Raw genomic sequence first — 24,488 nt, 5'->3', positions numbered from 1 at the left:
GAGGATGGAGGCACAAGCGGACAGGTCGATCAAGGGGGAGGGCAAGATGACGGACACCGGTTTCGAGAAGGTGCCGGCGCGGAACCGCAGGAGGTTCCCCGGCATTTCCTCGCGGGCGTACGAACATCCGGCGGACCGTTCGGCGCTGGTGGCGCTGCGCAAGTTGAGCGGCTTCGACACGGTGTTCAAGGCCCTGAGCGGGCTGCTGCCCGAGCGCAGTCTGCGGCTGTTGTTCCTGTCGGAGTCGGTGCGGGTGGGCGAGACGCAGTTCCCGCACCTGCACGAGATGTTGCGGGACGCCTGTTACATCCTGGACCTGGAGAAGGTCCCGCAGATGTACGTGCAGCAGGACCCGAAGCCCAACGCCATGTGCATCGGGCTGGACGAGCCGATCATCGTGGTGACGACGGGGCTCGTCGAACTCCTCGACGAGGAGGAGATGCGGGCGGTCGTGGGCCACGAGGTGGGCCACGCGCTGTCCGGGCACGCCGTCTACCGCACGGTGCTGCTGTTCCTGACGGGTCTGGCGATGAAGGTCGCGTGGATCCCGTTGGGCAATGTGGCGGTCATGGCGCTCGTGACCGCGCTGCGGGAGTGGTTCCGCAAGTCCGAGCTGTCGGCGGACCGGGCCGGGCTGCTCGTGGGTCAGGACGTCAACGCCTCGATGCGCGGTCTGATGAAGATCGCGGGTGGGAACCACCTGCACGAGATGAACGTCGACGCCTTCCTGGCCCAAGCCGAGGAGTACGAGTCGAGCGGGGACCTGCGCGACTCCGTACTGAAGATCCTCAATGTGTTGCCGCGTTCGCACCCCTTCACCACGGTCCGCGCGGCCGAGCTGAGGAAGTGGTCGCAGAACCGCGACCACCAGCGGATCATGGACGGCCACTACCCGCGGCGGGACGAGGACAAGGACGCCTCGGTGTCCGATTCCTTCCGGCAGTCCGCCTCGCACTACGCCGATTCGGTGCGCACCAGCAAGGACCCGCTGATGAAGCTGGTCGGCGACATCGCGGGCGGCGCGGGTGACCTGGGCGGCAAGCTCCGGGACAAGTTCACCGGGGCCGCGGCCGGCGGAGCGAACGGTTCCCCGGGCGCGGGCGACGGCAGGGCCGCTCCGGGCGGCGCTACGGAACAGCCGGGCTGACGGGACCGACGGCCGCCGGCGGCGGCTCCTGGGGGCTCGTGGGCGACGCCAGCACCCCGCAGAGTCCGGCGGTGCGCCGCGGATGGCCGGAGGCGTACGGGTCGCTCGCGGCCGGACCCACGGTGGTGGGTCCGGCCCCGGCGAGCAGCGGCCGGAAGCCCGCTGCGGGATCGGAGGCGCAGTCCTGGGGGCCCGCCATCACGTAGGCGGAGGCCAGTTCCGCCCGGCGTGCGACGAGGTCCTCGCGGTCGAGGCGCAGCCGCAGTTCGCGCCGGACGGTGAAGAGCGAGGCGCCGTCGGCGGCGGACGGCTGTCGGCCGACGGAGCGTACGGCGTAGACGAAGGTGTGATCGGTGCTGATCTCCAGCACGTGCGGGGAGACCTCCTGGTAGGCGAGGGTGCCGCTCACCCGGACCCTGGGGTCGGCCACGGCGGCGACGGCGGGGTCGAAGCGCACCAGCCATCCGGTGGCCGCGTGCCGCCCGTCGCCGACGGGCGCGGTCATGCTCCGGTCGAACTGCGTGAGCTGGTCGGGGTCGAGCAGGACCCGTACGGGCCGTGAGGCGGCTCCGGCGAGCACGTCCGGGTCCAGCCCGGACTGCACCAGGTAGTCCTTGGCGATGGACAGCGCGGAGACGATCTGGCTCTCGCTGAAATGGTGGGTGCGGCGTACGGCCGGCAGGGTGATCCCGGCCGCCCCGATGCGGTAGTCGGCCGCCGGGCTCTTCGCGAACAGGTCGGCCGGGTTCCCGCCGGGCACGACGGTGGTCGGCGCGAGCGGGACGACGGTGGCCGCGAGGGGTTCCGCGGTGGTGCCGGGCGCGGGCACGTAGGGGGTGCGCAGGCCCATGTAGACGGCGGCGGCGAAGGCCGTGGCGATGAGGAGCACGATCAGCATGCCCTGCCGGGCGCCGCGGCTCGGCGTGCCGTCGCGGTGGCCCGAGGTGCCGCCTCCCGACCAGAGGGACCGGCTGCGGACCGCCCGGGCGTGCTCGCCCATGCGTTCCTCGGCGGAGTACTCCTGGAGGCGGGCAGCCCGCACGAAGTCCTCGTCGAACACGACCGACCGGTACTCGTCCGACCGGAACTCGTCATCGCCCTCGCCGATGCCCTCGGGGGCGCCGTTGGGTGGGTCTCCTGGAACGGCCATCGCTTCTCCCCGCTGTCCCCGCTTCAGAGAAGCCCCCGAATCCGGTGAACGCAAGCGGGGCGTACTTTCAGGGTTGGCGGCCGACGGGGTACGTAAACGCTCCGACGCCGGTGACTTCGCGCTGCGGGGTGCTGGCTGGGGCGGGTGCGGGGTCCGCGTCTCCTGAGGCGCTGCGGTACACGGCGCTGAAGGCGAGCGCGATCATTCCGAGGCCCATCACGAAGGCGAGCACCCAGGCGACGGGGCGCAGCCAGGGGGCCCGGCCGCGGTAGGGGCGCATGCTGCCGCCGTAGGCCCCGTAGGGACCTTCCGCATAGCCGTGGCCGTGGTGGCCGTGTTCCCAGCCGGGCTCGTCGAGGCCGTACCCGTCGGGGTGGCCGTAGGCGTACCCGTCGTGGTCGTCCTCGGTCGTCCAGCCGCCGGCCACGCGTGCGGCCTCGGCCTCGGCACGCGCCCGGTCGGCGGCTCGCTGGCGCTCGGCCGCGCTCGGTTCATGGATCTCGGCGTTCCGGACGAAGGCCTCGTCGAACACCACGGAGGCGAAGTGCTGATCCGCGCCTCCGCGGTCGTCGTCGGGCTCCCCGTCGTCCGGGAACGGCTTGCCCCCCACGTCGTCCGGCACGGGACCAGCGTAGACCTGGGGGGCCGCTTTGGGCAGGGTGTCCGCCGAATCCCGGCCACCCGGAGTTCCCGGTCCGACTACCGAACGTGACCGTCGCCGGTGACGATGTACTTGGTGGAGGTGAGCTCCGGAAGGCCCATCGGGCCCCGGGCGTGCAGCTTCTGCGTGGAGATCCCGATCTCCGCGCCGAAGCCGAACTGGCCACCGTCCGTGAAGCGGGTGGACGCGTTCACCGCGACGGTGGTCGAGTCGACCAGTTGGGTGAAGCGGCGCGCGGCGGCCTGCGAGGTGGTGACGATCGCCTCGGTGTGTCCCGAGGTCCAACGGCGGATGTGCGTGACGGCGTCGTCGAGGGAGTTCACGACGGCCGCGGCGATGTCGTAGGAGAGGTACTCGGCCGCCCAGTCCTCGTCGGTGGCGGGCAGTGCGGTGACCTTGGTCCCTTCGGCGTACGCGAGGACCTCGCCGTCGCCGTGGACGATCACTCCGGCGTCCGCGAGGGCGTCGAGGGCGAGCGGCAGGAAGGCGGCTGCGATGTCCCGGTGGACGAGGAGGGTCTCGGCGGAGTTGCAGACCGAGGGACGCTGCGCCTTTGAGTTGACGAGGATGTCCACGGCCATGCCGAGGTCGGCCTGGGCGTCGACGTAGACGTGGCAGTTGCCCGTGCCGGTCTCGATCACCGGGACGATGGACTCCTCGACGACGGTCTTGATGAGCGAGGCCCCGCCGCGCGGGATCAGCACGTCGACGAGGCCGCGGGCGCGCATCAGCTCGCGGACGGAGTCGCGGGACTCGCCGGGGACGAGCTGGATGGCGTCGGCGGGCAGCCCGGCGGACTCGATGGCGTCCCGGAGGATGGCGACGAGGGCGCTGTTGGAGGCGTAGGCGGAGGAACTGCCGCGCAGCAGAACGGCGTTGCCGGACTTCAGGCACAGCGCGGCGGCGTCGACGGTGACGTTGGGGCGGGCCTCGTAGATGATGCCGACGACGCCGAGCGGGACCCGGATCTGGCGGAGGTCGATGCCGTTGGGGAGGGTCGAGCCGCGGACGACCTCGCCGACGGGGTCGGGGAGGGCGGCCACGTCACGAACGTCGGAGGCGATCGCGGCGACGCGCTCGGGGGTCAGGGTGAGACGGTCGATGACGGTCTCGCTCGTGCCCGCCTCCCGGGCCTTGGCGGTGTCGAGGGCGTTGGCCTCGACGATCTCGGCGGTACGGGCCTCCAGCGCGTCCGCGATGGCCAGGAGGGCCGTGTCCTTGGCGGACCGCGGAAGTGGGGCGATGGCTGCGGCGGCCGTCCGGGCGGCTAGCGCGGTGGCGATCACGGGGGAGGCTGCGGTGGCGTCGTCGAGCGAGGTCATGCGGCCCAGGGTAAGCCCCGGTCCGGGCCGGGCCGACGGGGTTTCACCCCCCGAGACGGACCGCGGGGCGGATGGCGGGGCGGACCGTGGGACGGACCGTGGGACAGGCCGCCACGGGACGGGCGGGGCGGGCGGGGCGTCCCGCTCGGGACGGCGGCGTCACGCGCGGACCAGGCCACCGCCCCGCCCTCGCCCGGCCCTCCCCCTTGCAGGGCCCTCCCCCGCGCTCGCGTTCAGTAGGGGTGGACGCCCACCGGGTGGGCCGGGGGCGGGCCGTAGCCCTCCGCCACGCGCTGGTGGTAGGTCGCGCGGTCGATGACCTCCAGGCCGACGATCTCCCAGGGCGGGAGCTGCGCCGAGGACCGGTGTTCGCCCCAGAGCCGCAGGGCGACGGCGGCCGCGTCGTGCAGGTCGCGGGCCTCTTCCCAGTAGCGGATCTCGGCGTGGTCGTCGGCGTACCGGCTCGTCAGCAGGAAGGGATGGTCGTGGGCGAGCTGTTCCAGCCCGCGCCGGACCTCGGACAACGGCGCCGGCTTGCCGCAGACGCTCAGGGTGACGTGCCAGAGGCGAGAGGTGTCCGGCTCGTCCCCGTTGCCGCCCCCGCCAACGCCGCCGTCACCGTCCCCGGTGCCGACGCTGGTCAGCGCTCGTCTCACCAGCCGCCTCCTGTCTGCGCTACGCGTGTCCGCCCCTCACAGTTGACCAGTCCTCGGCCGGCCGCGCGGCGGTTTTGCCGAACCTCAGCCCTGCAGCAGGACCAGATCGTCACGATGGACGACCTCCCGCTCGTACGCGGGTCCGAGCTCCCGTGCGAGCTCGCGAGTGGAGCGTCCCAGGAGCTGCGGAAGTTCCTTGGCGTCGAAGTTGACCAGCCCCCTGGCCACGGCGCGACCGTCGGTGGCGCGCAGTTCGACCGGGTCCCCGGCGACGAACTCGCCCTCGACGCCGGCGATCCCGGCTGCCAGCAGGGAACTGCCGCGTTCGGTGACGGCGCGGACCGCGCCGTCGTCCAGGACGAGGTGCCCCTGAGGGGTGGAGGCGTGTTGGAGCCAGAGCAGTCGGTCGGCCGAGCGGCGGCCCGTGGAGTGGAAGAGGGTGCCCGTGTCGCGCCCGGCCAGGGCGTCGGTGGCCTGGCTGGCGGAGGTCAGGACGACGGGGATGCCGGCGGCCGCCGCGATGCGGGCCGCCTCGACCTTGGTGACCATGCCGCCGGTGCCCACGCCCGCCTTGCCGGCGCTGCCGATGGAGACGTGCGCGATGTCCTCGGGGCCGCGCACCTCGTCGATGCGGGTGGTGCCGGGGAGCGAGGGGTCGCCGTCGTAGAGCCCGTCCACGTCGGACAGCAGCACGAGCAGGTCGGCGCGGACGAGGTGGGCGACCAGGGCGGCGAGCCGGTCGTTGTCGCCGAAGCGGATCTCGTCCGTGGCGACGGTGTCGTTCTCGTTGACCACGGGGAGGGCGCCCATGGCGAGGAGCTGGTCCAGCGTCCGGTAGGCGTTGCGGTAGTGCGCGCGGCGGCTGGTGTCGTCGGTGGTCAACAGGACCTGGCCGACGCGGACGCCGTAACGGGCGAAGGACGCGGTGTACCGGGCGACGAGCAGGCCCTGTCCGACGCTGGCGGCGGCCTGCTGGCGGGCCAGGTCGGTGGGCCGGCGGCGCAGGCCGAGGGGGGAGAGTCCGGCGGCGATGGCGCCGGAGGAGACCAGGACGATCTCCTTCTCGCCGCCGCTGCGGGCCTTGGCCAGTACGTCGACCAGGGCGTCGACCCGGTCCGCGTCGAGCCCGCCGGTGGCGGTGGTCAGGGAGGAGGAACCGACCTTGACCACGATCCTGCGGGCGTCCACGACGCTCTGCCTAGCCGCTGACACGTCTGTCCCCTTGCCCCTTGCCTGATGTTCCCGGCACCCTGCCGCAAGTGCCGGGACCTCAATCTACGGGGTGGCCCGTCGGGGCCGCGCGCGGGTTTCAGAGGGTGGACGAACCGCGGACCGGTTCCGTCTCCGCCGTGGCCGCGGCGCCCGGGACCAGGATCTTGCGGGACAGCAGGAAGGTGAACGGGATGGCCACGACGGCCGCCACGAGCGGGGCGATCCGGTCGTCCATGCCGGCCCATTGCACCAGGACGAACAGGCCGACCGACTGGATCACGTAGTTGGTGATGTTCGTCAGCGGGAAGAGCGCGAACTTCTTCCAGGTGGGCCGGGTCCGGTAGGTGAAGTAGGTGTTCATGAAGAACGAGCCGACCATCGACAGCAGGAAGGCGAGCGTGTACGCGGCGAAGTACGGCATCCACGGGTGCAGGAGCAGGTAGATGCCGAAGAAGGTCGCGGTGTTGACTCCGCCCACCAGGCCGAAGCGGACGATCTGCCCCAGCTGCTCCCGTCGGGTGGCCGGGGGCGCCGGGGCGCTCCCGGCCACCGGCGGGTGACCGGGGGCGGGGACGTTCGAAGTCATCGGCGGCTGCGCTCCGAGATCACGGCTTCGGAGACCCCGGGCACGTTCTCCGCGCCGTGCGCCTCCTTGACGAGGAAGTGCGGGCGGCGCTTGGACTCGTAGTAGATGCGGCCGATGTACTCGCCGATCAGCCCCAGCATGATCATCTGCACGCCGCCCAGGCCGGTGATGAGCGCCACGAGCGTGACGTAACCCGGCGACTCGACCCCGTACGTGATCGCCATGACGGTGGTCCACAGGGCGTACAGGCCGGTGAGTGCGACCAACGACACACCGAGCCAGATCCCGATGCGCAGCGGACGGTTGTTGAAGGAGATCAACCCGTCCATGCCGTAGTTCAGCAGGGCGCCGAACTTCCACTTCGTCTCGCCGGCCTCGCGCTGGGCGTTGCGGTAGTCGAAGTGGACCGTGTCGAAACCGATCCAGGAGAAGAGTCCCTTGGAGAAGCGGTTGTACTCGGGCAGCGCGAGCAGGGCGTCCACGGCGGGGCGCGAGAGCAGCCGGAAGTCGCCGACACCGTCGGTGAGCTCCACGTCCACCCAGCGGTTGACGCCTCGGTAGTACAGACGGCTGAGGGCTGAACGGACCTTCTTGTCGCCCTCGCGGGTGCGGCGGGCGATGACCTGGTCGTGGCCCTGTCGGTAGTGCTCAAGCATGGTGGCGATGAGCTCCGGCGGGTGCTGGAGGTCCGCGTCCATGATCACCACGGCGTCGCCGGTGGCCTCGCGCAGTCCGGCGAGCATGCCCGACTCCTTGCCGAAGTTACGGCTGAAGGAGACGTAGCGGGTCTGGTCCCCGTAGTCCGCGGCGATCTTGCGGAGTTTCTCCAGGGTGCCGTCCCGGCTACCGTCATCGACGTAGCAAACCTCGTACTCGATGGGCAGGGCGTCGAGAACCCTGCGGATCTCTGCGTCGAAGCGGTCGATGACGGCTTCTTCGTTGTAGCAAGGAACAACTACGGACAGCTTGGTCATGAACACTTCCTGCCGGATCCGAACGGGTGATTGTCGACGACTGACTCGACACCACCACCTCTTGAGAAGTATGCACGGCGGAGCCGCCCTGCCCGAGTCGAGTGCCGCACACGGTAGCTTTGTCGGGATAAACGCAATGGAACAAAGGGATCGAGGTGCACGTGCCTGACGTCTCCGTGGTCGTCATCGTCTACAACGACGCAGAGCGTCTGCCGACAGCCGTCCAGTCGGTTTTGGACCAGACCCTGCACGGGGTCGAAGTCGTGATCGTGGACGACTGCAGCAAGGACCGTTCCTTCGAGGTCGCCAAGGAACTCGAAGCAGCGCACCCGGGGCGGGTGCGCGCGTACCAGTTGCCCGAGAACAGCGGCGCCGGCGGCGAGCCCCGCAACGTCGGCATCGGCCATGCCGAGGGCCGCTACGTCATGTTCCTGGACAGCGACGACATCCTTGAGGTGAACGCCTGCCGCAACATGCTGGAGGCCGCCGAGCGGACGGGCGCCGACATCGTCTCGGGCCTGTGCGTGCGGGTACACAAGGACACCCGCAACCAGAAGCGCGACGAGTGGTACGCGTGGCTGTACCGCACCACCCGCACCCTGACCTCGGTCAGCGAGCTGCCGGACCTGTTCGTGTGGGACACCCTCTCCACGAACAAGTGCTACCGCCGCGACTTCCTCCTCGACAACAACCTCCTCTTCCCGAAGGGGATGCTGTACGAGGACCTGATGTTCATCGCCGAGGCCTACCTCGCCGCGAAGAAGATCACCCTCATCCCGAACCAGGTGTACTTCTGGAACGTCTACGCGCAGGCCAAGGTCAAGTCCGTGACCAACCGCCGGCACGAGATGACCAACTACATCCACCGGCTGGAGATCCACCGGCGGATCGACGCCCTCCTGGCGCAGCGCGGCATGACCGAGATGCAGACGGCCAAGGACGTCAAGTTCCTCAAGCACGACCTCGTGCTGCACCTGCGTGACCTGCCGTTCCGCGACGAGTCCTACCGGCGCGAGTTCGCCGAGCTCTCCCGCGGCTACCTGGAGGGTCTCGACCGCGAGGCGTACACCCGGGTCCAGCCCATCCAGGCGATCTGCGCCTACCTGCTCCAGCAGGGCGACTGGGACAACCTGCTGCCCGCCGTGGACACCCTCATCCACCGCAACAAGGTGTCCTCCCCGCTGGCCAAGAAGGACGGCCGGATCTACTGGTGCGCCGAGCACCTCGACGACGAGTTCGCCCGCAGCGTGCTCGACGTCACGGACCTCGGCTACCACCAGAAGCCGATCCGGGAGCTGTTCCTGCGCAACGAGCTGACGCGCTACGCGGAGGCCGACGGCACCGTGCGGCTCGCGGGCCGCATCACCAACCCGCTGGGCGTCATCAGGCCCGAGGCGAAGATCAAGGGCCAGGTCGAGTTCCGGGCCCGCCGCCGCAGCCTGCAGACGTTCGTCTTCCCCGTGAAGGCGCTGCGCCACGAGGGCAGCACCATCGGCTGGGAAGCCGACGTCGACCTCAGCGCCAAGCTCCGGCCGCTCGGCATCATCGACTCCGTCTGGGACGTCCGCGTCATCCTGGACGTCGACGGCGCGAAGACCAACACGCGCCTGACCATCGGCGAGAGCGAGCTCGGCAGCGGTCTGCTGCCCGTCAAGCCGCGTTTGACCCGCCTGGTCGCCGACCACATCGAACCGCAGCCCACGGCCAAGGGTCACCTGGCCTTCCGGCTGGTCTCCGCCCGGCACGACAACGAGCGGATCGAGGAACTGATCCAGAGTGCCGTGCGTGGCAGGCCCGGCAAGCTCGCCAAGGCCGGCTACCGCCGCGCCAAGGAGCTCCGCAAGACGCTGACCTCCGAGAAGACCAAGCTGCGCCTCTTCCACGAGGTCTACGGCCGGCTGCCGGTGAAGAAGCGCACCGTCGTCTTCGAGAGCATGCTCGGCAAGCAGTACAGCGACAGCCCCCGCGCCATCTACGAGGAGATGCGCAGCCGCGGCCTGGAGTTCGAGGCGTTCTGGTCGTACGCCGGCAGCCCGAAGGACTTCCCCGCGGACGCCCACCTGGTGCGCCGCTGGTCGCTGCCCTACCTCAAGGCGCTGGCCCGGGCGGAGTTCTGGGTGGACAACCAGAGCTACCCGCTCAAGCTCGCCAAGCGGCCCGACACCACGTACATCCAGACCTGGCACGGTTCCGCGCTCAAGAAGATGGGCTTCGACCAGCCCGGTCTGAAGGCGGCCACGCACGCCCAGCAGGCCGCGGAGGAGAAGCACCTGAGCCGCTTCGACCACTTCGTGTGCCGCTCGGAGCACGACGTGCGGACCCTGGCGAAGGCCTTCCGGATCGCCGAGACGAAGCTGCTGCGGGTGGGCTACCCGCGCAACGACGTGCTCGTCCGGGCCCGGCGGGCCGAGGACGCGCCGGACGGGCGGCGCGAGCGCGGCGCGCTTGCCGCCGAACTCGGCATTCCCGCCGACAAGAAGGTCCTGCTGTACGCGCCGACGTTCCGTACGCCGGGCGCGTTCCCGATGCCGTTCGACGTGGAGAAGTTCACCGAGGAGTTCGGTGACCGATACGTCCTGCTCGTGCGGGCGCACTACCTCAACCACGTGGTGCTGCCGCCGACGGCCAAGGGCAAGGTCATCGACGTGTCCGCGCGTCACGACGTGATGCCGTTGATGGAGCTGGCCGACGCGCTGATCACGGACTACTCCTCCGTGATGTTCGACTACGCGCTGTTGGACCGGCCGATCCTCTTCTTCGCGTACGACTACGACTCGTACGTGCACGAGGAGCGCGGCACCTACTTCGACCTGGTGGAGCACGCCCCGGGTCCGGTGTTCCGGACCGAGGAGGAGTTCCACCACGTCCTGAAGAGCCTCGACACGGCGGACGACCCGCACGCCGAGGCCCGCAAGCGCTTCGTGGCCGAGTTCGGCGAGTACGACCGGGGCAACGCCGCCGAGCGGATCGTCGACACGTTCTTCTCCGGGTGGAGCCGCTGATGTCCGAGGTGATCGAAACGACGACCGCGACGAACCCCGCGACCGGAACGACCGGGACGGCGATGACCGAGACGCACGACGGCCGGCCCAGGGACATCTTCCTGGTCTCCAACAGCGTGGACGAGCTGGGCGGCATCACCAGCTGGTCCCACCAGATGGCCCGGATCTTCTCGGAGCGCGGACACAGCGTCCACGTGGTGGGCGTCGTGCCGGCCCCCGAGGGCCGGCGTGCCGACCTGGGCGAGGACCTGCCGTACCTCACCACCACCCTGTACGACGTGCACCCGCCGTCCATCAAGGCGCTCAGGGGCCTCAAGGGCAAGCTCGACATCATCGAGCGCCGGCGCCGGGCCGCACGCGACGCGGGCATGCGCGCGCAGGCCGCGAAGCTGACCGCGCTGTTCCGGGCCGCCCGCCCGGGGGCCGTGGTCATCGTGAGCCAGGTCTGGGCGATGGAGTGGGTGGCCATGGCGGACACCTCCGGTCTGAAGCTCGTCGGCATGAGCCACGAGTCCTTCGAGACCTGCCGCAGGTCCTCCCGGTTCGGGCGCGTCAAGCGGTACTACAAGAACGTGGACCGGATGCTGGCCCTCACCCGCGAGGACGCGGACCTGTGGATCCGCCAGCGGATGGACAACGTGGGCTCCATGGCGAACCCGCTGCCGTTCTTCCCCGAGGAGCCGTCCCGGCGGACCGCCAAGCGCGTGGTCAGCATCGGTCGGCTGCACGAGGAGAAGGGCGTGGACATGCTCCTCGACTCCTGGGCGGAGGTGGCGCCCAAGCACCCCGAGTGGGTGTTGACGCTCTACGGCTCGGGTCCGGAGGAGGAGGCGCTCAAGAAGCAGTGCGCGCAGCTGGGGATCTCCTCCTCGGTGGAGTGGATGGGCCGCACCTCCGACGTTCCGGGCGCGTTGCGCGACAGCGCGCTGTTCGCCCTGTCCTCGCGCGGTGAGGGGTTCCCCCTCGCCCTGATGGAGGCCATGGCGACGGCGGTGCCCTGCGTGGCCTTCGACGTGGCCCCCGGGGTGCACGAGATCATCACCGACGGGGTCAACGGTCTCATCGCGCCGCCCGGGAACACCGGCGAGTTCGCCCGCCGTCTGGACGCCCTGATGTCCGACCGCGAGCTGCGCGACCGGATGGGCGAGCGGGCCCGCGAGGACATCCAGCGGTACTCGGCGGAGGAGATCAGCGCGCGCTGGGAGGAGCTCTTCACGCTGCTGCACCGCTGATCGGCGGGCACGACGGGACAGCGGGGACAGCGGAGCAGGACGACGGGCCATCACCCTTTTCGGTGGTGGCCCGTCCACGTACTCTCGACGGAAGGGGCAGGCGGCCGAGCCGCCGATGTCATCCAGCCGATCCGAGGAACCGCCCATGGGCTCCCGCGCGAGCGTCAGCGTCGTCATACCCGTGCACAACACCCGGCGCTACCTGCGGCGCTGCTTCGACTCGGTGACCGCCCAGACCCTCCCGGCGGACCGGATCGAGGTCATCGCCGTGGACGACGGCTCGACCGACGGCTCCGGGGAATGGCTGGACGCCTGGGCCGCGGAACACCCGAACACGACCGTGATCCACCAGGCCGCCTCCGGTGGCGCGGGGAAGCCGCGCAACGTCGGCATCGACGCGGCGACCGGCGACTACCTGTTCTTCCTCGACTCGGACGACTACCTGGGCCCGGAGGCCTTCGAGCGGCTGGTCCGGATGGCCGAGGAGCAGGACTCCGACGTCGTGTACGGGCGCATCGTCGGGGTCAACGGGCGGGCCGCCCCCGTCGACCTACGCACCACCAGCGCCGAGGTCTGCCTGCACGACTCCCCCGTGTACTGGACGCTCGCCGCCTACAAGCTGTGGCGCCGCACCCTGGTCGACGAGTACCGGCTGCGGTTCACCGAGGGCCGGCTGCTCGGCGAGGACCTCCCGTTCGGCGCGCACGCCCTGCTGCACGCCCGCCGGATCTCGGTGGTGGCCGATCACGACTGCTACTACCTGGAGGGGCGCGGCGACGGCACGAACGCGACCCAGCAGGACATCGACTGGGTGGCGCAGCTGGCCCACGTCGGCGAGCTGCTGGAGCTGGTGGCCGATCACGTGCCGGCCGGTCCCGAGCGGGACAAGCTCATGGAACGCCATTTCCACGGCGAGGTGCTGAGCATGTTCGCCGAGCCGTACCTGGCCCGCGACGAGGCGGGCCGCGAGGCGATGGTCCGGGCGGCCGAGCCGCTGGTGGGGGCCTATCTGACCGAGCGGATCAGCGCGGCGCTGCCGCCCCGGCTGCGGTTGCGCGCCCATCTGATCGGGGCGGGTCGCACCCGGGAGCTGACCGCCGTCGTCACCGCCGACACCGTGGACGGTCTGGGTCCCGCCGTGATCGAGGGCGGTCGCGCCTTCGCCGCTTACCCGTTCTTCCGGGACCCCGGCGCCGGTCTCCCCGACGAGCTGTACGACCTGACCTCGCGGGTGGTGCTGCGGCAGGAGCTGGCCTCGTACAGCTGGGACGGTCCGGTGCTGCGGCTGCGCGGAACGGCCCGGCTCGACGGCGTCGGCGGCGCCGCCGACCAGGAGGTGGCGCTGCTGCTGCGGCGGCAGGGCCACACCATCCGGATTCCGGCGGCGCGCACCGACGCGCGGGGCGGCTACGAGGCGGCCGTGGACGTCAACCGGGCCGCGGAGGGCCTGCGGCTGGACGACGGCATATGGACCGTGCGGGTCGCGGTGGCCGCGGGCTCCCTCGTCAAGGAGGCGTGGCTGCCGCGGCCGAAGGCCGCCGAGTACGACGCCGCGCCGGTGCCCCGGATCGTGCACGGCACGCCCGGGGAGCCTCCGCAGGCCGCGACGGTGTTCCACTCCGAGGCGCACCAACACGTCAACCTGGACCTGGGCGCCACCCGGATACCGCTGGCCGCCGACGCGCGCGGCACGGCCGAGGCCCGTGTCGTGGGCGCCCCCGTGCTGGAGGCGACGGCGACCATACCGGGCTGGCCGGCGGACGCGCCGGTGGACTTCGTCCTGCACGCGCCGGGCCGGGCCCCGTTCACCACACCGGCGGTGGGCGGCGCCGATCCGGACGGCCGGCTGCGGGTGCGTACGGAGGTACGGGGCGTGCCGGAGGGCGAGTGGCAGGTGCGGCTGCGGATACGCGACCGGGGCTTCACCCGGGAGCTGCCGGTCCGCTCGGCGGACGGGGCCGCGCTCACCGTACGGGTACCGCTGCCGCTGCACCGCCGGCTCGGCCGGCACGCCCGCCGGACGGTCTCCCGGATCGTGCGCGCGCCGGCCCGCTGAAACGAGCACCGGCCCGCCGCCCCGGTGATCGGGGCGGCGGGCCGGTGGCATGTTCGAAGCGGGTGACAGCTCCTAGCGCTGTGCGGCAACCTTGTTGGCCTGCCAGCCCGCCCAAGCCGAGGTGATCATCTCGCGGACGTCGTGGCGGGCCTTCCAGCCCAGCTCGGCGGCGATCCTGTCGGCGGAGGCCACGACCTTCGCCGGGTCGCCGGGACGGCGCGGGGTGACCACCGGCGCGAAGTCGTTGCCGGTGTGGGTGTTCAGCAGCTCGACCATCTCGCGGACGGAGACGCCCTCGCCGCGGCCGATGTTGACGGTGAGGTCCTTGTACTCGCCCTCGGCGCCCCACTCGGCGAGCCTGCGGGCCGCCACCACGTGGGCGTCCGCGAGGTCCTCGACGTGGATGTAGTCGCGGATGCAGGTGCCGTCCGGGGTCGGGTAGTCGTCGCCGAAGATCCGGGCGCCCTCGCCGGCCTCGTAGCGCTCGAAGACCATCGGGACGAGGTTGAAGATGCCGGTGTCCGCGAGTTCGGGGGTGGCGGCGCCCGCCACGTTGAAGTAGCGCAGGCAGGCGGTGGAGATGCCGTGTGCCTTGCCGGCGGCGCGCACGAGCCACTCGCCGGTGAGCTTGGTCTCGCCGTACGGGCTCAGCGGCAGGCAGGGGGTGTCCTCGGTGACCAGGTCCACGTCGGGCATGCCGTAGACGGAGGCGGAGGAGGAGAAGAGGAAGTTGCGGATGCCGGCCTCGGCCACGGCCTGGAGCAGCACCGTGAGGCCCTGCACGTTCTCGTGGTAGTAGTACAGCGGCTTCTCGACGGACTCACCGACCTGCTTCTTGCCGGCGAGGTGGACCACGCCGGTGATCCGGTGCTCGGCCAGCGTCTTGTCCAGGAGCGGCCGGTCCAGCACCGATCCGATCACCAGCGGAACGCCGTCCGGGACGCGGCCCTCGTCGCCGGTGGAGAGGTCGTCGAGGACGACGACGTCCTCACCCGAGAGACGCATCGCGCGGACGACGTGCGAGCCGATGTAGCCGGCGCCACCGGTGATCAGAAAAGTCATGCCGTGTTCTCCCGAGTCCTGTCCGATTCCGCCGGCCGTCTACGACCGGTGTCCTGCTGTCAGCCCGACCGCAGGCTTGCCCTGACCCTGCCGAGACGGTTGCGTACGAGGCTCATCGCCCCGGAGGCGCCCGGCGCGAGCCGCACGCCCAGCGAACCCGCGGCCGTGCGGTACGGCTGCGCCAGCAGAACACCGTACCGGCTGCTGGGCAGCGCGCGGCGCCGCAGCAGCCCGTCGAGGGGGCGCGGCGGGATCACCAGGGAGCTCCCGTCCGCACACCGCACGCCGATCTGTACACCCCACGCCTGCATTCCCCGTCCGCCCCGTCGTCGCCCGGCCTCCGCCAGCGCGGCGAGCCGGAACGGCAGTTCGGCGGTCCAGCCGTCCCCGTCCGCCGCGGGGGTCAGCTCCACGGGCTCGCCGAGGACCGGTTCCCCGCCCGAGCGCGCCTGGAAGCCCAACCACGCGGTGCGCGGCCCGGCGGCGGCGAGCCGCCCGTACATGTCGTGGACGCGGATCCGCAGGCTCGTGGTTCCGCTCAGCCGGGCGTCGACGGTGACGGGCAGTTCCCCGGTCGCCAGCGTCGCCATCCCGTCCAGTTCCACCGGCAGCTCCTCGCTCCACACGGGCAGCCCCTGCGGGGTGCTCGCGTACGGCGGCAGCAGGCGCGGGGGCTCGGCGGCGAAGCGCGTGAGCCGCTCCACGTCGGCGGGCGGCTTCGGGGTGGCCCGCAGCAGTCCCACGATCCAGCGCGCGTGCGCCCCGGCGGCCGCGACGTCGGCGTCCGTGAAGCCGGTCAGGTAGTCGCGCGTCGCGGTCCACCAGGCGGCCTGGTAGTCGGGGTCGCTCCCGAGTTCGCGCAGGTACATGCGCAGGTCGTACTCCAGGAACTTGACCTGGCAGGCGTGGCCCAGTTCCGGCGAGGAGGCGCCGATGATCCGGGCCGCGGTGCGGTGCGCCTCGATCCTGGACAGCCAGTTGGCGACGTCCTTGCGGTCGAGGGAGATCGACACCTGGGCGGCGGACCGGCGCACGTGCCAGATGTAGACGAGGTCGTCGATCACGGCGACGCGGGGCGCGGCGGCCAGGACCCGGGCGGTGAAGACGAAGTCCTCGTAGACGAAACGGCCGTCCGGGAAACGGATGTCGTGCTCGTCGAGGAAGGAGCGCGCGTAGAGCTTGTTGACGCAGAGGGTGTCGCGGACCAGTTCGGGCCGGTCGGCGGGCCGCTCGATGACGTCGCCCGCGGTGTACAGCCCCGGTACCCAGGGCACGTCCTGGTGCTGCGGCAGCTCGCGCCGTACGCACGCGCCGACCGTCACCGGTGCGCGGTGTCGTTCGGCGGCCCGTACGAGGGCGTCGGCCGCGCCAGGCGCCAGGACGTCGTCGCTGTCGAGGAAGAGGACGTACGGGGCGGTCGCGGCCGCGATCCCGTCGTTGCGCGGGGTCCCGCAGCCGCCGCTGTTCTCCGTGCGGTGCAGGACCTTCAGGCGGGGATGGCGGGCGGCCAGCTCGTCCAGGACCCGCCCGGTGTCGTCGGACGAGGCGTCGTTGACCGCGATGACCTCGTCGACCACCGGGCCCTGGTCGAGTGCCGAGGAGACGGCCTCGCCCACGAGCCCGGCGTCGTTGTACGCGATCACCACGACGGAGACGGTGGCGGGATTGATGCTGGTCACCCGCTGGATCCTAGGCGACCCGGGTAAAGGTCGCCTCAAGACCCCTGTCGGACCCTTGACGGCGGCGGACCGCCGTCAGGATCCGGACATGTCCTAGAAGGGTCGGAACTCGTCGTACTCCTGCTGGGCGGAGTCGCCGCGCTTGGCTTCCTTGTCCTTGCGGCGCGTGGTGGCCGGGCGCGGTGCGTCCAGGCGGTGGTCCTCGCCTCGACGACCCAGCATCTCGGCGCCGGCCATGACGGTCGGCTCCCAGTCGAAGACGACGGAGTTCTCGTCGGAACCGATGGCGACGCCGTCACCGGCGCGGGCGCCGGCCTTCTTCAGCGCTTCCTCGACGCCGAGGCGGGCGAGGCGGTCCGCGAGGTAGCCCACGGCCTCGTCGTTGTTGAAGTCGGTCTGGCGGACCCAGCGCTCGGGCTTCTCGCCGCGCACCTGGTAGACGTCCTCGACCTCGTCGTAGGTGACGGTGAAGCCGGAGTCGTCGACGGCCTTCGGACGGATGACGATGCGGGTCGCCTCCTCCTTCGGCTTGCGGGCGCGGGCCTTGGCGATGACCTCGGCGAGGAAGTACGAGAGCTCCTTGAGCCCCGTACGGGACACCGCGGAGACCTCGAAGACCTTGTAGCCGCGCGCCTCCAGGTCCGGGCGGACCATGTCGGCGAGCTCCTGGCCGTCCGGGATGTCGACCTTGTTCAGGACGACGAGGCGCGGGCGCTTCTCCAGGCCACCGCCGTAGATCCTGAGCTCTTCCTCGATGACGTCGAGGTCGGCCACCGGGTCGCGGTCGGACTCCAGGGTGGCGGTGTCCAGGACGTGCACGAGGATCGAGCAGCGCTCGACGTGCCGCAGGAACTCCAGACCGAGACCCTTGCCCTGGCTGGCGCCCGGGATCAGACCCGGGACGTCGGCGATCGTGTAGACCGTCGAGCCGGCCGTGACGACGCCCAGGTTCGGGACGAGGGTGGTGAACGGGTAGTCCGCGATCTTCGGCTTGGCCGCGGAGAGCACCGAGATCAGCGAGGACTTGCCCGCGCTCGGGAAACCGACCAGCGCCACGTCGGCGACGGTCTTGAGCTCCAGGACGATGTCACCGGTGGTGCCGGGGACGCCGAGGAGCGCGAAGCCGGGCGCCTTGCGGCGCGCGGACGACAGCGCCGCGTTGCCGAGGCCGCCGCGGCCGCCCTCGCCGGCGACGTAGGTGGTGCCCTGGCCGACGAGGTCGGCGAGGACGTTGCCCTCCTTGTCGAGGACGACGGTGCCGTCCGGCACGGGCAGGATCAGGTCCTGGCCGTCCTTGCCGGAGCGGTTGTCGCCGGCGCCGGGCTGACCGTTGGTCGCCTTGCGGTGCGGGCTGTGGTGGTAGTCCAGCAGGGTGGTGACCGCCTGCTCCACCACGAGGATGACGTCGCCGCCACGGCCGCCGTTTCCGCCGTCGGGGCCGCCGAGCGGCTTGAACTTCTCCCGGTGAACGGAGGCGCAGCCGTGGCCCCCGTTACCCGCGGCGACATGCAGCTCGACGCGGTCCACGAAGGTGGTCATGGGTGTTCCTCCAGATACATACGGGAATGTCCCGGGCAGGCCTTGCCGCCCATTAAACGTGTCTATGTGACAACGCGCCGAGGGCGGACCTCTCTTCCCGGCTGACGCCGGGAAGAGTTGAGATCCGCCCTCGGGGTGTTACGAACGCGTGTGATTCAGCAGGAGCTGGATCAGGCGGCCGGAACGATGTTGACGACCTTGCGGCCACGGTGCGTGCCGAACTCGACCGAACCGGCCTGCAGCGCGAACAGCGTGTCGTCGCCACCACGACCGACACCCGAACCCGGGTGGAAGTGGGTGCCGCGCTGGCGGACGAGGATCTCGCCGGCGGAAACGACCTGACCGCCGAAGCGCTTCACGCCGAGCCGCTGAGCATTGGAATCGCGCCCGTTCCGAGTGGACGATGCGCCCTTCTTGTGTGCCATGTCTCAGTCCCTCTTACTTCGCAGCCGTGGGGATACCAGTGACCTTGATCGCCGTGTACTGCTGGCGGTGACCCTGGCGACGGCGGTAGCCGGTCTTGTTCTTGTAGCGCAGGATGTCGATCTTGGCGCCCTTGTGGTGGTCCACGATCTCGGCCTGGACCTTGATCCCGGCCAGCACCCACGGGTCGCTGGTCACGGCGTCGCCGTCGACAACGAGCAGGGTCGAGAGCTCGACCGTGTCGCCAACCTTGGCAGTGGAAATCTTGTCAACCTCAACGATGTCACCAACAGCAACCTTGTGCTGGCGACCACCGCTGCGCACGATGGCGTACACGCGGATCTCTCTCTCACTCGGGACGGATGCTCCTGAAGCCAGCCGCTCACGCGGGCCGAGGCCCACGGTGATCCGGATTGGACGAGCGGCCTCTCCCCGGCGACGCGCACGCGCGAGGCGCGTACACGGACGTACAGGGGAGGAAGGTGCTCAGGAGCGCGACGCGCACTAGACGGAAAATCATCTAGGACATGCCGACGGTCTAGGTTACGGGCCCGGTTCCAGGGGGTCAAACCGGGCTCCGCAAGCCCGTGGGCCCCGCCGCTCGGCGGGGCCCACGGGTGTGACGCGGATCAGGCCTCGGTCGGAGCCGAGACGGACGGGAGCGCCTGCTGCTCCGCCGCCGCGGTCTTCTTCGTGGCCCGCTTCGCCGGCGCCTTCTTGGCCGTGGTGGCGGCCTTCTTGGCGACGGTCTTCTTCGCGGCGGCGGTCTTGGTGGCCGCCGCCTTCTTGGCCGGGGCCTTCTTCGCCGCGGTGGTGGTCGCCTTCTTGGCCGGAGCCTTGCGGGCGGCCTTCTTCTTCACCGGGGCCTCGGGCTCGGCGTCGGCCTCGACCGGAGCCGCCTCGGGCTCCGACTCGGCCGTTGCCGCGGGAGCCGCCTCGACGACCAGTACGGCCGCCTCGGCCGCGCCCGCCGGGGAACCGGCGGGTGCGGTGGCCTTGCGGGTGGCACGGCGCCGCGGGCGGGCCGGCGCGGCGTCCGCGACGGGCTCGGCCACCGGCTCGGCCGGGGTCTCGACGACGACCGGCTCGGGCTCCGGCTCCACGACGGGCTCGACGACGGCCTCCACGACCGGCTCCGGCTCCGGAGCGGCCTCGGCGGCGACCGCGGGGGCACCCGCCGGGGCGGTGGCCTTGCGGGTGGCACGGCGACGTGTACGGCCCTTGGGGGCCTCCTCGACCACCGGCTCCGCGACGACCTCGGTCTCGACCGGGGCGACGGCGACGGGCTCGGGCTCGACCACGGCCACCGGCTCGGCGACGGCCTCCACGACCGGCTCGGGCTCGGCCACGACGGCCGGGGCCCGCTCCGGGGCGACCGCGCCGCGCGGGGCGCCCGCCGGAGCGGTCGCCTTGCGGGTGGCACGGCGACGGTTGCGTCGACCGCTCACGCCGGAGGCCGCGGCCTCCGCCTCGGCCCGGCTGCCGTACAGCTCCTCGTCCGGGACGAACTCCGGCTCGGGCAGCGCGCGGGGCGCGGAGACCTCGGCGGCCAGTTCCTCCTCGGTCTCGTAGACCTCGGCGTCACCGGTGTCGGTCGACTCGACCGAGTCGACGTCGTGGTCGTGCTCGTGGGTGCGGCCGCCGCGGCGCTTGGAGCGCTTGCCGTTGCCGCCGCCACCGACCACGGTCGGGGTCTCCATGTGCACGATGACGCCGCGGCCGTTGCAGTGGACGCAGGTCTCGGAGAAGGACTCCAGGAGACCCTGGCCCACCCGCTTGCGGGTCATCTGGACCAGGCCCAGCGAGGTGACCTCGGCCACCTGGTGCTTCGTGCGGTCGCGGCCCAGGCACTCCAGCATGCGCCGCAGGACCAGGTCGCGGTTGGACTCCAGGACCATGTCGATGAAGTCGATGACGACGATGCCGCCGAGGTCGCGCAGCCGCAGCTGGCGCACGATCTCCTCGGCCGCCTCCAGGTTGTTCCGGGTGACGGTCTCTTCGAGGTTGCCGCCCTGGCCGGTGAACTTGCCGGTGTTGACGTCGATGACGATCATCGCCTCGGTCTTGTCGATCACGAGGGAGCCGCCCGAGGGCAGCCACACCTTGCGGTCGAGCGCCTTGGCGAGCTGCTCGTCGATCCGGTACGTCGCGAAGACGTCGACCTCGGAGGTCCAGCGCGAGAGCCGGTCGGCCAGGTCCGGGGCCACGTGGTTCACGTAGCCGTGGATGGTCTCCCAGGCGGTGTCACCGCTGACGATGACCTTCGAGAAGTCCTCGTTGAAGATGTCGCGCACGACGCGGACGGTCATGTCCGGCTCGCCGTACAGGAGGCTCGGCGAAGAGGTCGAGATCTGCTTCGACTTCTTCTGGATGTCCTCCCACTGGGCCTGCAGGCGCTCGACGTCACGGCGCAGCTCGTCCTCGCTCGCGCCTTCGGCGGCGGTGCGCACGATGACGCCCGCGTCCTCGGGGACGATCTTCTTGAGGATGGTCTTGAGGCGCGCGCGCTCGGTGTCGGGCAGCTTGCGGCTGATACCGGTCATCGAGCCCTCGGGCACGTAGACGAGGTAGCGGCCGGGCAGCGAGACCTGGCTGGTCAGGCGGGCGCCCTTGTGACCGATCGGGTCCTTGGTGACCTGCACCAGGACCGACTGGCCGGACTTGAGGGCGGACTCGATGCGGCGGGGGCCGTGGGCCATGCCGAGCGCCTCGAAGTTGACCTCACCGGCGTAGAGGACCGCGTTGCGGCCCTTGCCGATGTCGATGAAGGCGGCCTCCATCGACGGCAGGACGTTCTGGACCTTGCCCAGGTAGACGTTGCCGACGTAGGAGGTGGCCTCCTCCTTGTTGACGTAGTGCTCGACGAGCACGTCGTCCTCGAGGACGCCGATCTGGGTGCGCTCGCCGGCCTGGCGGACGACCATCACGCGCTCGACGGCCTCACGACGGGCCAGGAACTCGGCCTCGGTGATGATCGGCACGCGGCGGCGGCCCTGCTCGCGGCCTTCGCGGCGGCGCTGCTTCTTCGCCTCCAGGCGGGTCGAGCCCTTGATGGACTGGACCTCGTCGGAGGAGGTGGAGCCGGAACCGGCGGCGGACTCGGAGCGCTCGCGCGCGGGGCGCGGCTCGCGCACCTTGACGACGGTGCGCACGCCGTCCTCGTCGGCCGCGTCGGCGTCCGTACCACCGTCACCGCTGCGGCGACGACGACGCCGGCGACGGCGGCTGGAGCTGGAGCCGAGGGCGCCCTCGTCGGACTCGTCGTCCTCGTCGGCGGAGTCCTCGTCGGCCTCCTGCTCGGCGGACTCGGCCTCGGTGTCCTCGTCGGCGGACTCGTCGAGGTCGGCGGACTCGCCGCGACGGCGACGACGGCCACCGCGACGGCGGCGACGCGACGGACGCTCGCCGTCGTTCTCCTCCTCGTCGAGGTCGGCGGCCTCGGCCTCGGCCTCGACCTCCTCGGCCTGGGCCTCGTGGAGCTCCACGTCGGCGAGGGAGACGGGGCCGGACTCGACGGCCGGGGCCGCGGGCTCGGCGGCGCCGCGACCGCGACGACGGCGACGGCCGGCCGGCTGGGCGGCGGGGGCCTGGACGGCCTCGGCCACGACCTCGGTGTCGTCCTCGTCCTCGTCCTCGTCGACCTGGCCGGCGGCGGCAGCGGCCGCGGCCGCCATGGCGGCGGTCTCCGGGGTCTGGAACATCGGCTCGGCGAAGACGGGGGCCTGGAACACGGCCACGGCGGGGCGTCCGGCGCGACGGCCGGCCCGGGACTGGGCCGGTGCGGCGGGCGCCTCGGCCTCGGCGGCGGGCTGGGCGGGGGCGGCCGGGGTGACGGCGCCGGAGCGGGTGGCGCGGCGGCGGCCGCCGCGCTTCGGGGAGTCCACGGCGTCGGCGACGGTGACGGTGGCCTTGGAGGCGACCGGGGTCTCGGCGGCCGGGGCCGGGGCCTCCACCGCGGCGACCGGGGCGGCCTCGGCGGCGGGGGCGGCCGGGGCGGTCACGGCGCGGGTGGCGCGACGGCGGGCACGCGGCGGGGCGACGGGCTCCTCCGTGACCGGGACCTCCACGGCGGGGGCGGGGGTCTCGGCCGGGGTCTCAACGGCGGCCTCGACGGCGGGGGCGGCCGGCGCGGTCACGGCGCGGGTGGCACGACGACGGGCACGCGGCGCCGGGGCGGCGGGCTCCTCCACGGCCGGGGTCTCGACGGCCGGGGTCTCGACCGCGGGGGCCGGGGCGGCCTCGGCGGCGGGAGCGGCCGGCGCGGTCACGGCGCGGGTGGCACGACGACGGGCACGCGGCGCCGGGGCGACCGGGTCCTCCACGGCGGCGGGCTCTTCCAGGGCGACCTCGGCGGCGGGTGCCTCCGGCGCGGTGACGGCGCGGGTGGCGCGGCGACGGGCACGCGGCGCGGGGGCGGCGGGCTCCTCGACGGCGGCCGGGGTCTCGACGGCCGGCGCGGGCGTCTCTGCCACGGGCGCCTGGGCAGCCTCGGCGGCGGGAGCGGCCGGGGCGGTGACGGCGCGGGTGGCGCGGCGACGGGCGCGGGGCGCGGGGGCGGCCGGGGCGGCCTCCTCGGCGGGGGCCGCGGCCGGCGTCTCGACCGGAGTGACGGCCTCGGCGGCGGTGGCGCCGGGCGGGCCCGCGGGCCTGGAGGCGGCGCGGCGACGCCTGCGCGGGGGCAGGTTGTCGCTGGGGCTTCCACCGTCGGCGTTACCGGCGGTGTTGTTGTTCTCAGACGTTTCGTTGTTGAGCATTGCGGGCGGTTCTCCCGTCACGCTCCCGGGCGCCGCGGCTGACATCCGGTCCGGCACGGCGCCGCGTAATGAGCGCGGAACCGGCCTCCGGGGCGCGTTCGCCACACGGGAGCTCAGTTTCATGGCCGCCGGTTCCGTACGTGTTGTCCGTACGGCCTGGCGGAAGTCTTCAGGTCTGTGCGCTGCCCGGCCCAGGTGGCTCCCGAGTGCCAGGGCGGCGCGACGACGACGTTCCTTACGCGGCGGGACCTTCCGGCGCCTTCGCGTCGGCGGCTACGGCGGCCGTGGGTGGGGCGGCCGTGACAGCCTCGCGGTCGGGCGCGAGCGGGTCGGTCACCGTGCCGGACTCCTCGTCGAAGAGCCCCTGCGCCAGCCTGGTCACCGCTGCGGGGACCGGCGGCGCCAGGTCGGCCACAGCTCGGAGACCGGACAGGACGTCGTCGGGTCGCACGGCAGGTGTCAAATGCCGAACAACCAGCCGCAGTATCGCACAAGCATTGTCCAGAGGCCTATCAGCCGGGGCCGGATGTGCTTCGAGACTGACCACGGCGCCGCGCGTGTCGAAGGTCCGCATGCCGTTCTTGGTGCGGCGCTGGACCTCGACGGTCTCGGCCGCCAGGAAGGCGGCCACGGCCCGCTCGGCGTCCGCGGGCTCGACGCCGTCCAGGCGCAGTTCCCACACGGAGGCGGTCAGTCGTTCGGCGAGGCCGGACGTCCTGGCCTCCACCGCGTCGACGATGTCGAGGCCGACCGGCATCGATTCGTCGAGCAGGACCCGGAGCTTTTCGGGGTCGCGGGGTGCCGCGAGGGCGATCTCCAGGTACTCGGCCTCGCTGCCGGTGCCGGTGGGCGCCGCGTTCGCGTAGGAGACCCGGGGGTGGGGGGTGAAGCCTGCCGAGTACGCCATGGGCACCTCGGAGCGGCGCAACGCCCGCTCGAAGGCACGCTGGAAGTCGCGGTGGCTGGTGAACCGGAGGCGGCCGCGCTTGGTGTAGCGCAGTCGGATGCGCTGCACCACCGGTGCGGGAGGCGG

Annotated in this window: 18 protein-coding genes; 4 read left to right on the top strand and 14 right to left on the bottom strand. The window is 71.9% G+C overall.

The genetic code is table 11. From position 1 onward, the window contains the following. Nucleotides 1-46 precede the first annotated feature (46 nt). A complete protein-coding gene (locus ACIRO3_RS10520) occupies nucleotides 47-1,147 on the top strand; it encodes a M48 family metallopeptidase (protein WP_361774196.1) in 1,101 nt (366 codons plus the stop codon). Here the strand turns inward: ACIRO3_RS10520 and ACIRO3_RS10515 are convergent. From ACIRO3_RS10515 to ACIRO3_RS10485, 7 genes are all read right to left on the bottom strand, one after another. After that, nucleotides 1,128-2,297, bottom strand: coding sequence for a hypothetical protein (locus ACIRO3_RS10515; protein ID WP_365999223.1), 1,170 nt, complete (start codon nucleotides 2,295-2,297; stop codon nucleotides 1,128-1,130). The two genes, ACIRO3_RS10520 and ACIRO3_RS10515, sit on opposite strands and share 20 nt — an antisense overlap. A gap of 67 nt (nucleotides 2,298-2,364) precedes the next feature. Then, nucleotides 2,365-2,919 carry a hypothetical protein gene (locus tag ACIRO3_RS10510; RefSeq protein ID WP_361774202.1) on the bottom strand — a complete coding sequence of 185 codons (555 nt, stop codon included), beginning with the start codon at nucleotides 2,917-2,919 and terminating at the stop codon, nucleotides 2,365-2,367. 77 nt (nucleotides 2,920-2,996) lie between these two features. Beyond that, entirely contained in the window at nucleotides 2,997-4,280 is a 1,284-nt protein-coding gene (locus tag ACIRO3_RS10505) for a glutamate-5-semialdehyde dehydrogenase (protein WP_404134701.1), read from the bottom strand. Nucleotides 4,281-4,513: 233 nt separating this feature from the next. After that, nucleotides 4,514-4,939, bottom strand: coding sequence for a hypothetical protein (locus tag ACIRO3_RS10500; RefSeq protein ID WP_404135304.1), 426 nt, complete (start codon nucleotides 4,937-4,939; stop codon nucleotides 4,514-4,516). An 81-nt stretch (nucleotides 4,940-5,020) separates the two neighbouring features. Next, nucleotides 5,021-6,148 (bottom strand): glutamate 5-kinase, encoded by a 1,128-nt coding sequence (proB, locus tag ACIRO3_RS10495; protein WP_361774211.1) that lies wholly within the window; start codon nucleotides 6,146-6,148, stop codon nucleotides 5,021-5,023. 97 nt (nucleotides 6,149-6,245) lie between these two features. Further along, the gene (locus ACIRO3_RS10490) at nucleotides 6,246-6,734 is read right to left on the bottom strand and encodes a GtrA family protein (protein ID WP_365999226.1); all 489 of its coding nucleotides are present in this window, start codon (nucleotides 6,732-6,734) and stop codon (nucleotides 6,246-6,248) included. Then, nucleotides 6,731-7,708 (bottom strand): glycosyltransferase family 2 protein, encoded by a 978-nt coding sequence (locus ACIRO3_RS10485; RefSeq protein WP_361774217.1) that lies wholly within the window; start codon nucleotides 7,706-7,708, stop codon nucleotides 6,731-6,733. The genes ACIRO3_RS10490 and ACIRO3_RS10485 overlap by 4 nt, the downstream gene beginning before the upstream one ends. Nucleotides 7,709-7,869: 161 nt before the next feature. On the opposite strand from ACIRO3_RS10485, the gene ACIRO3_RS10480 reads away from it, so the two are divergent. The 3 genes from ACIRO3_RS10480 (at nucleotide 7,870) to ACIRO3_RS10470 (ending at nucleotide 13,998) form a co-directional block, all read left to right on the top strand. Then, complete coding sequence (locus ACIRO3_RS10480; RefSeq protein WP_361774220.1) at nucleotides 7,870-10,710, top strand: bifunctional glycosyltransferase family 2 protein/CDP-glycerol:glycerophosphate glycerophosphotransferase; 2,841 nt, start codon at nucleotides 7,870-7,872, stop codon at nucleotides 10,708-10,710. 62 nt (nucleotides 10,711-10,772) lie between these two features. Then, nucleotides 10,773-11,942: a glycosyltransferase gene (locus tag ACIRO3_RS10475; protein WP_361774433.1), complete on the top strand. Its 1,170-nt coding sequence runs from the start codon at nucleotides 10,773-10,775 to the stop codon at nucleotides 11,940-11,942. A gap of 145 nt (nucleotides 11,943-12,087) precedes the next feature. After that, nucleotides 12,088-13,998 carry a glycosyltransferase family 2 protein gene (locus tag ACIRO3_RS10470; RefSeq protein ID WP_404134696.1) on the top strand — a complete coding sequence of 637 codons (1,911 nt, stop codon included), beginning with the start codon at nucleotides 12,088-12,090 and terminating at the stop codon, nucleotides 13,996-13,998. A 72-nt stretch (nucleotides 13,999-14,070) separates the two neighbouring features. Here the strand turns inward: ACIRO3_RS10470 and galE are convergent, their stop codons facing one another. The 7 genes from galE to ACIRO3_RS10435 all read right to left on the bottom strand — a co-directional run bounded on the left by galE (nucleotide 14,071) and on the right by ACIRO3_RS10435 (nucleotide 24,470). Continuing rightward, nucleotides 14,071-15,060: a UDP-glucose 4-epimerase GalE gene (galE, locus tag ACIRO3_RS10465; RefSeq protein WP_404134693.1), complete on the bottom strand. Its 990-nt coding sequence runs from the start codon at nucleotides 15,058-15,060 to the stop codon at nucleotides 14,071-14,073. Between the two features lie 59 nt (nucleotides 15,061-15,119). Beyond that, nucleotides 15,120-16,739 carry a glycosyltransferase family 2 protein gene (locus ACIRO3_RS10460; protein ID WP_404134690.1) on the bottom strand — a complete coding sequence of 540 codons (1,620 nt, stop codon included), beginning with the start codon at nucleotides 16,737-16,739 and terminating at the stop codon, nucleotides 15,120-15,122. A gap of 93 nt (nucleotides 16,740-16,832) precedes the next feature. Further along, entirely contained in the window at nucleotides 16,833-18,278 is a 1,446-nt protein-coding gene (gene obgE / locus ACIRO3_RS10455) for a GTPase ObgE (RefSeq protein WP_361774232.1), read from the bottom strand. 170 nt (nucleotides 18,279-18,448) lie between these two features. Continuing rightward, entirely contained in the window at nucleotides 18,449-18,703 is a 255-nt protein-coding gene (rpmA, locus tag ACIRO3_RS10450) for a 50S ribosomal protein L27 (RefSeq protein WP_030013081.1), read from the bottom strand. Nucleotides 18,704-18,716: 13 nt separating this feature from the next. After that, nucleotides 18,717-19,037, bottom strand: coding sequence for a 50S ribosomal protein L21 (gene rplU, locus ACIRO3_RS10445; protein ID WP_030159347.1), 321 nt, complete (start codon nucleotides 19,035-19,037; stop codon nucleotides 18,717-18,719). Between the two features lie 293 nt (nucleotides 19,038-19,330). Continuing rightward, entirely contained in the window at nucleotides 19,331-23,455 is a 4,125-nt protein-coding gene (locus tag ACIRO3_RS10440; protein ID WP_404134685.1) for a ribonuclease E/G, read from the bottom strand. A 235-nt stretch (nucleotides 23,456-23,690) separates the two neighbouring features. Continuing rightward, the gene (locus ACIRO3_RS10435; RefSeq protein ID WP_361774436.1) at nucleotides 23,691-24,470 is read right to left on the bottom strand and encodes a TIGR03936 family radical SAM-associated protein; all 780 of its coding nucleotides are present in this window, start codon (nucleotides 24,468-24,470) and stop codon (nucleotides 23,691-23,693) included. Nucleotides 24,471-24,488 lie beyond the last annotated feature (18 nt).

The sequence above is a fragment of the Streptomyces sp. NPDC102278 genome, assembly GCF_044766345.1.
Taxonomy (GTDB): Bacteria; Actinomycetota; Actinomycetes; order Streptomycetales; family Streptomycetaceae; genus Streptomyces.
Note: the sequence above shows the minus strand (reverse complement) of the source record. Positions and strands in the feature narration are given on the sequence as shown.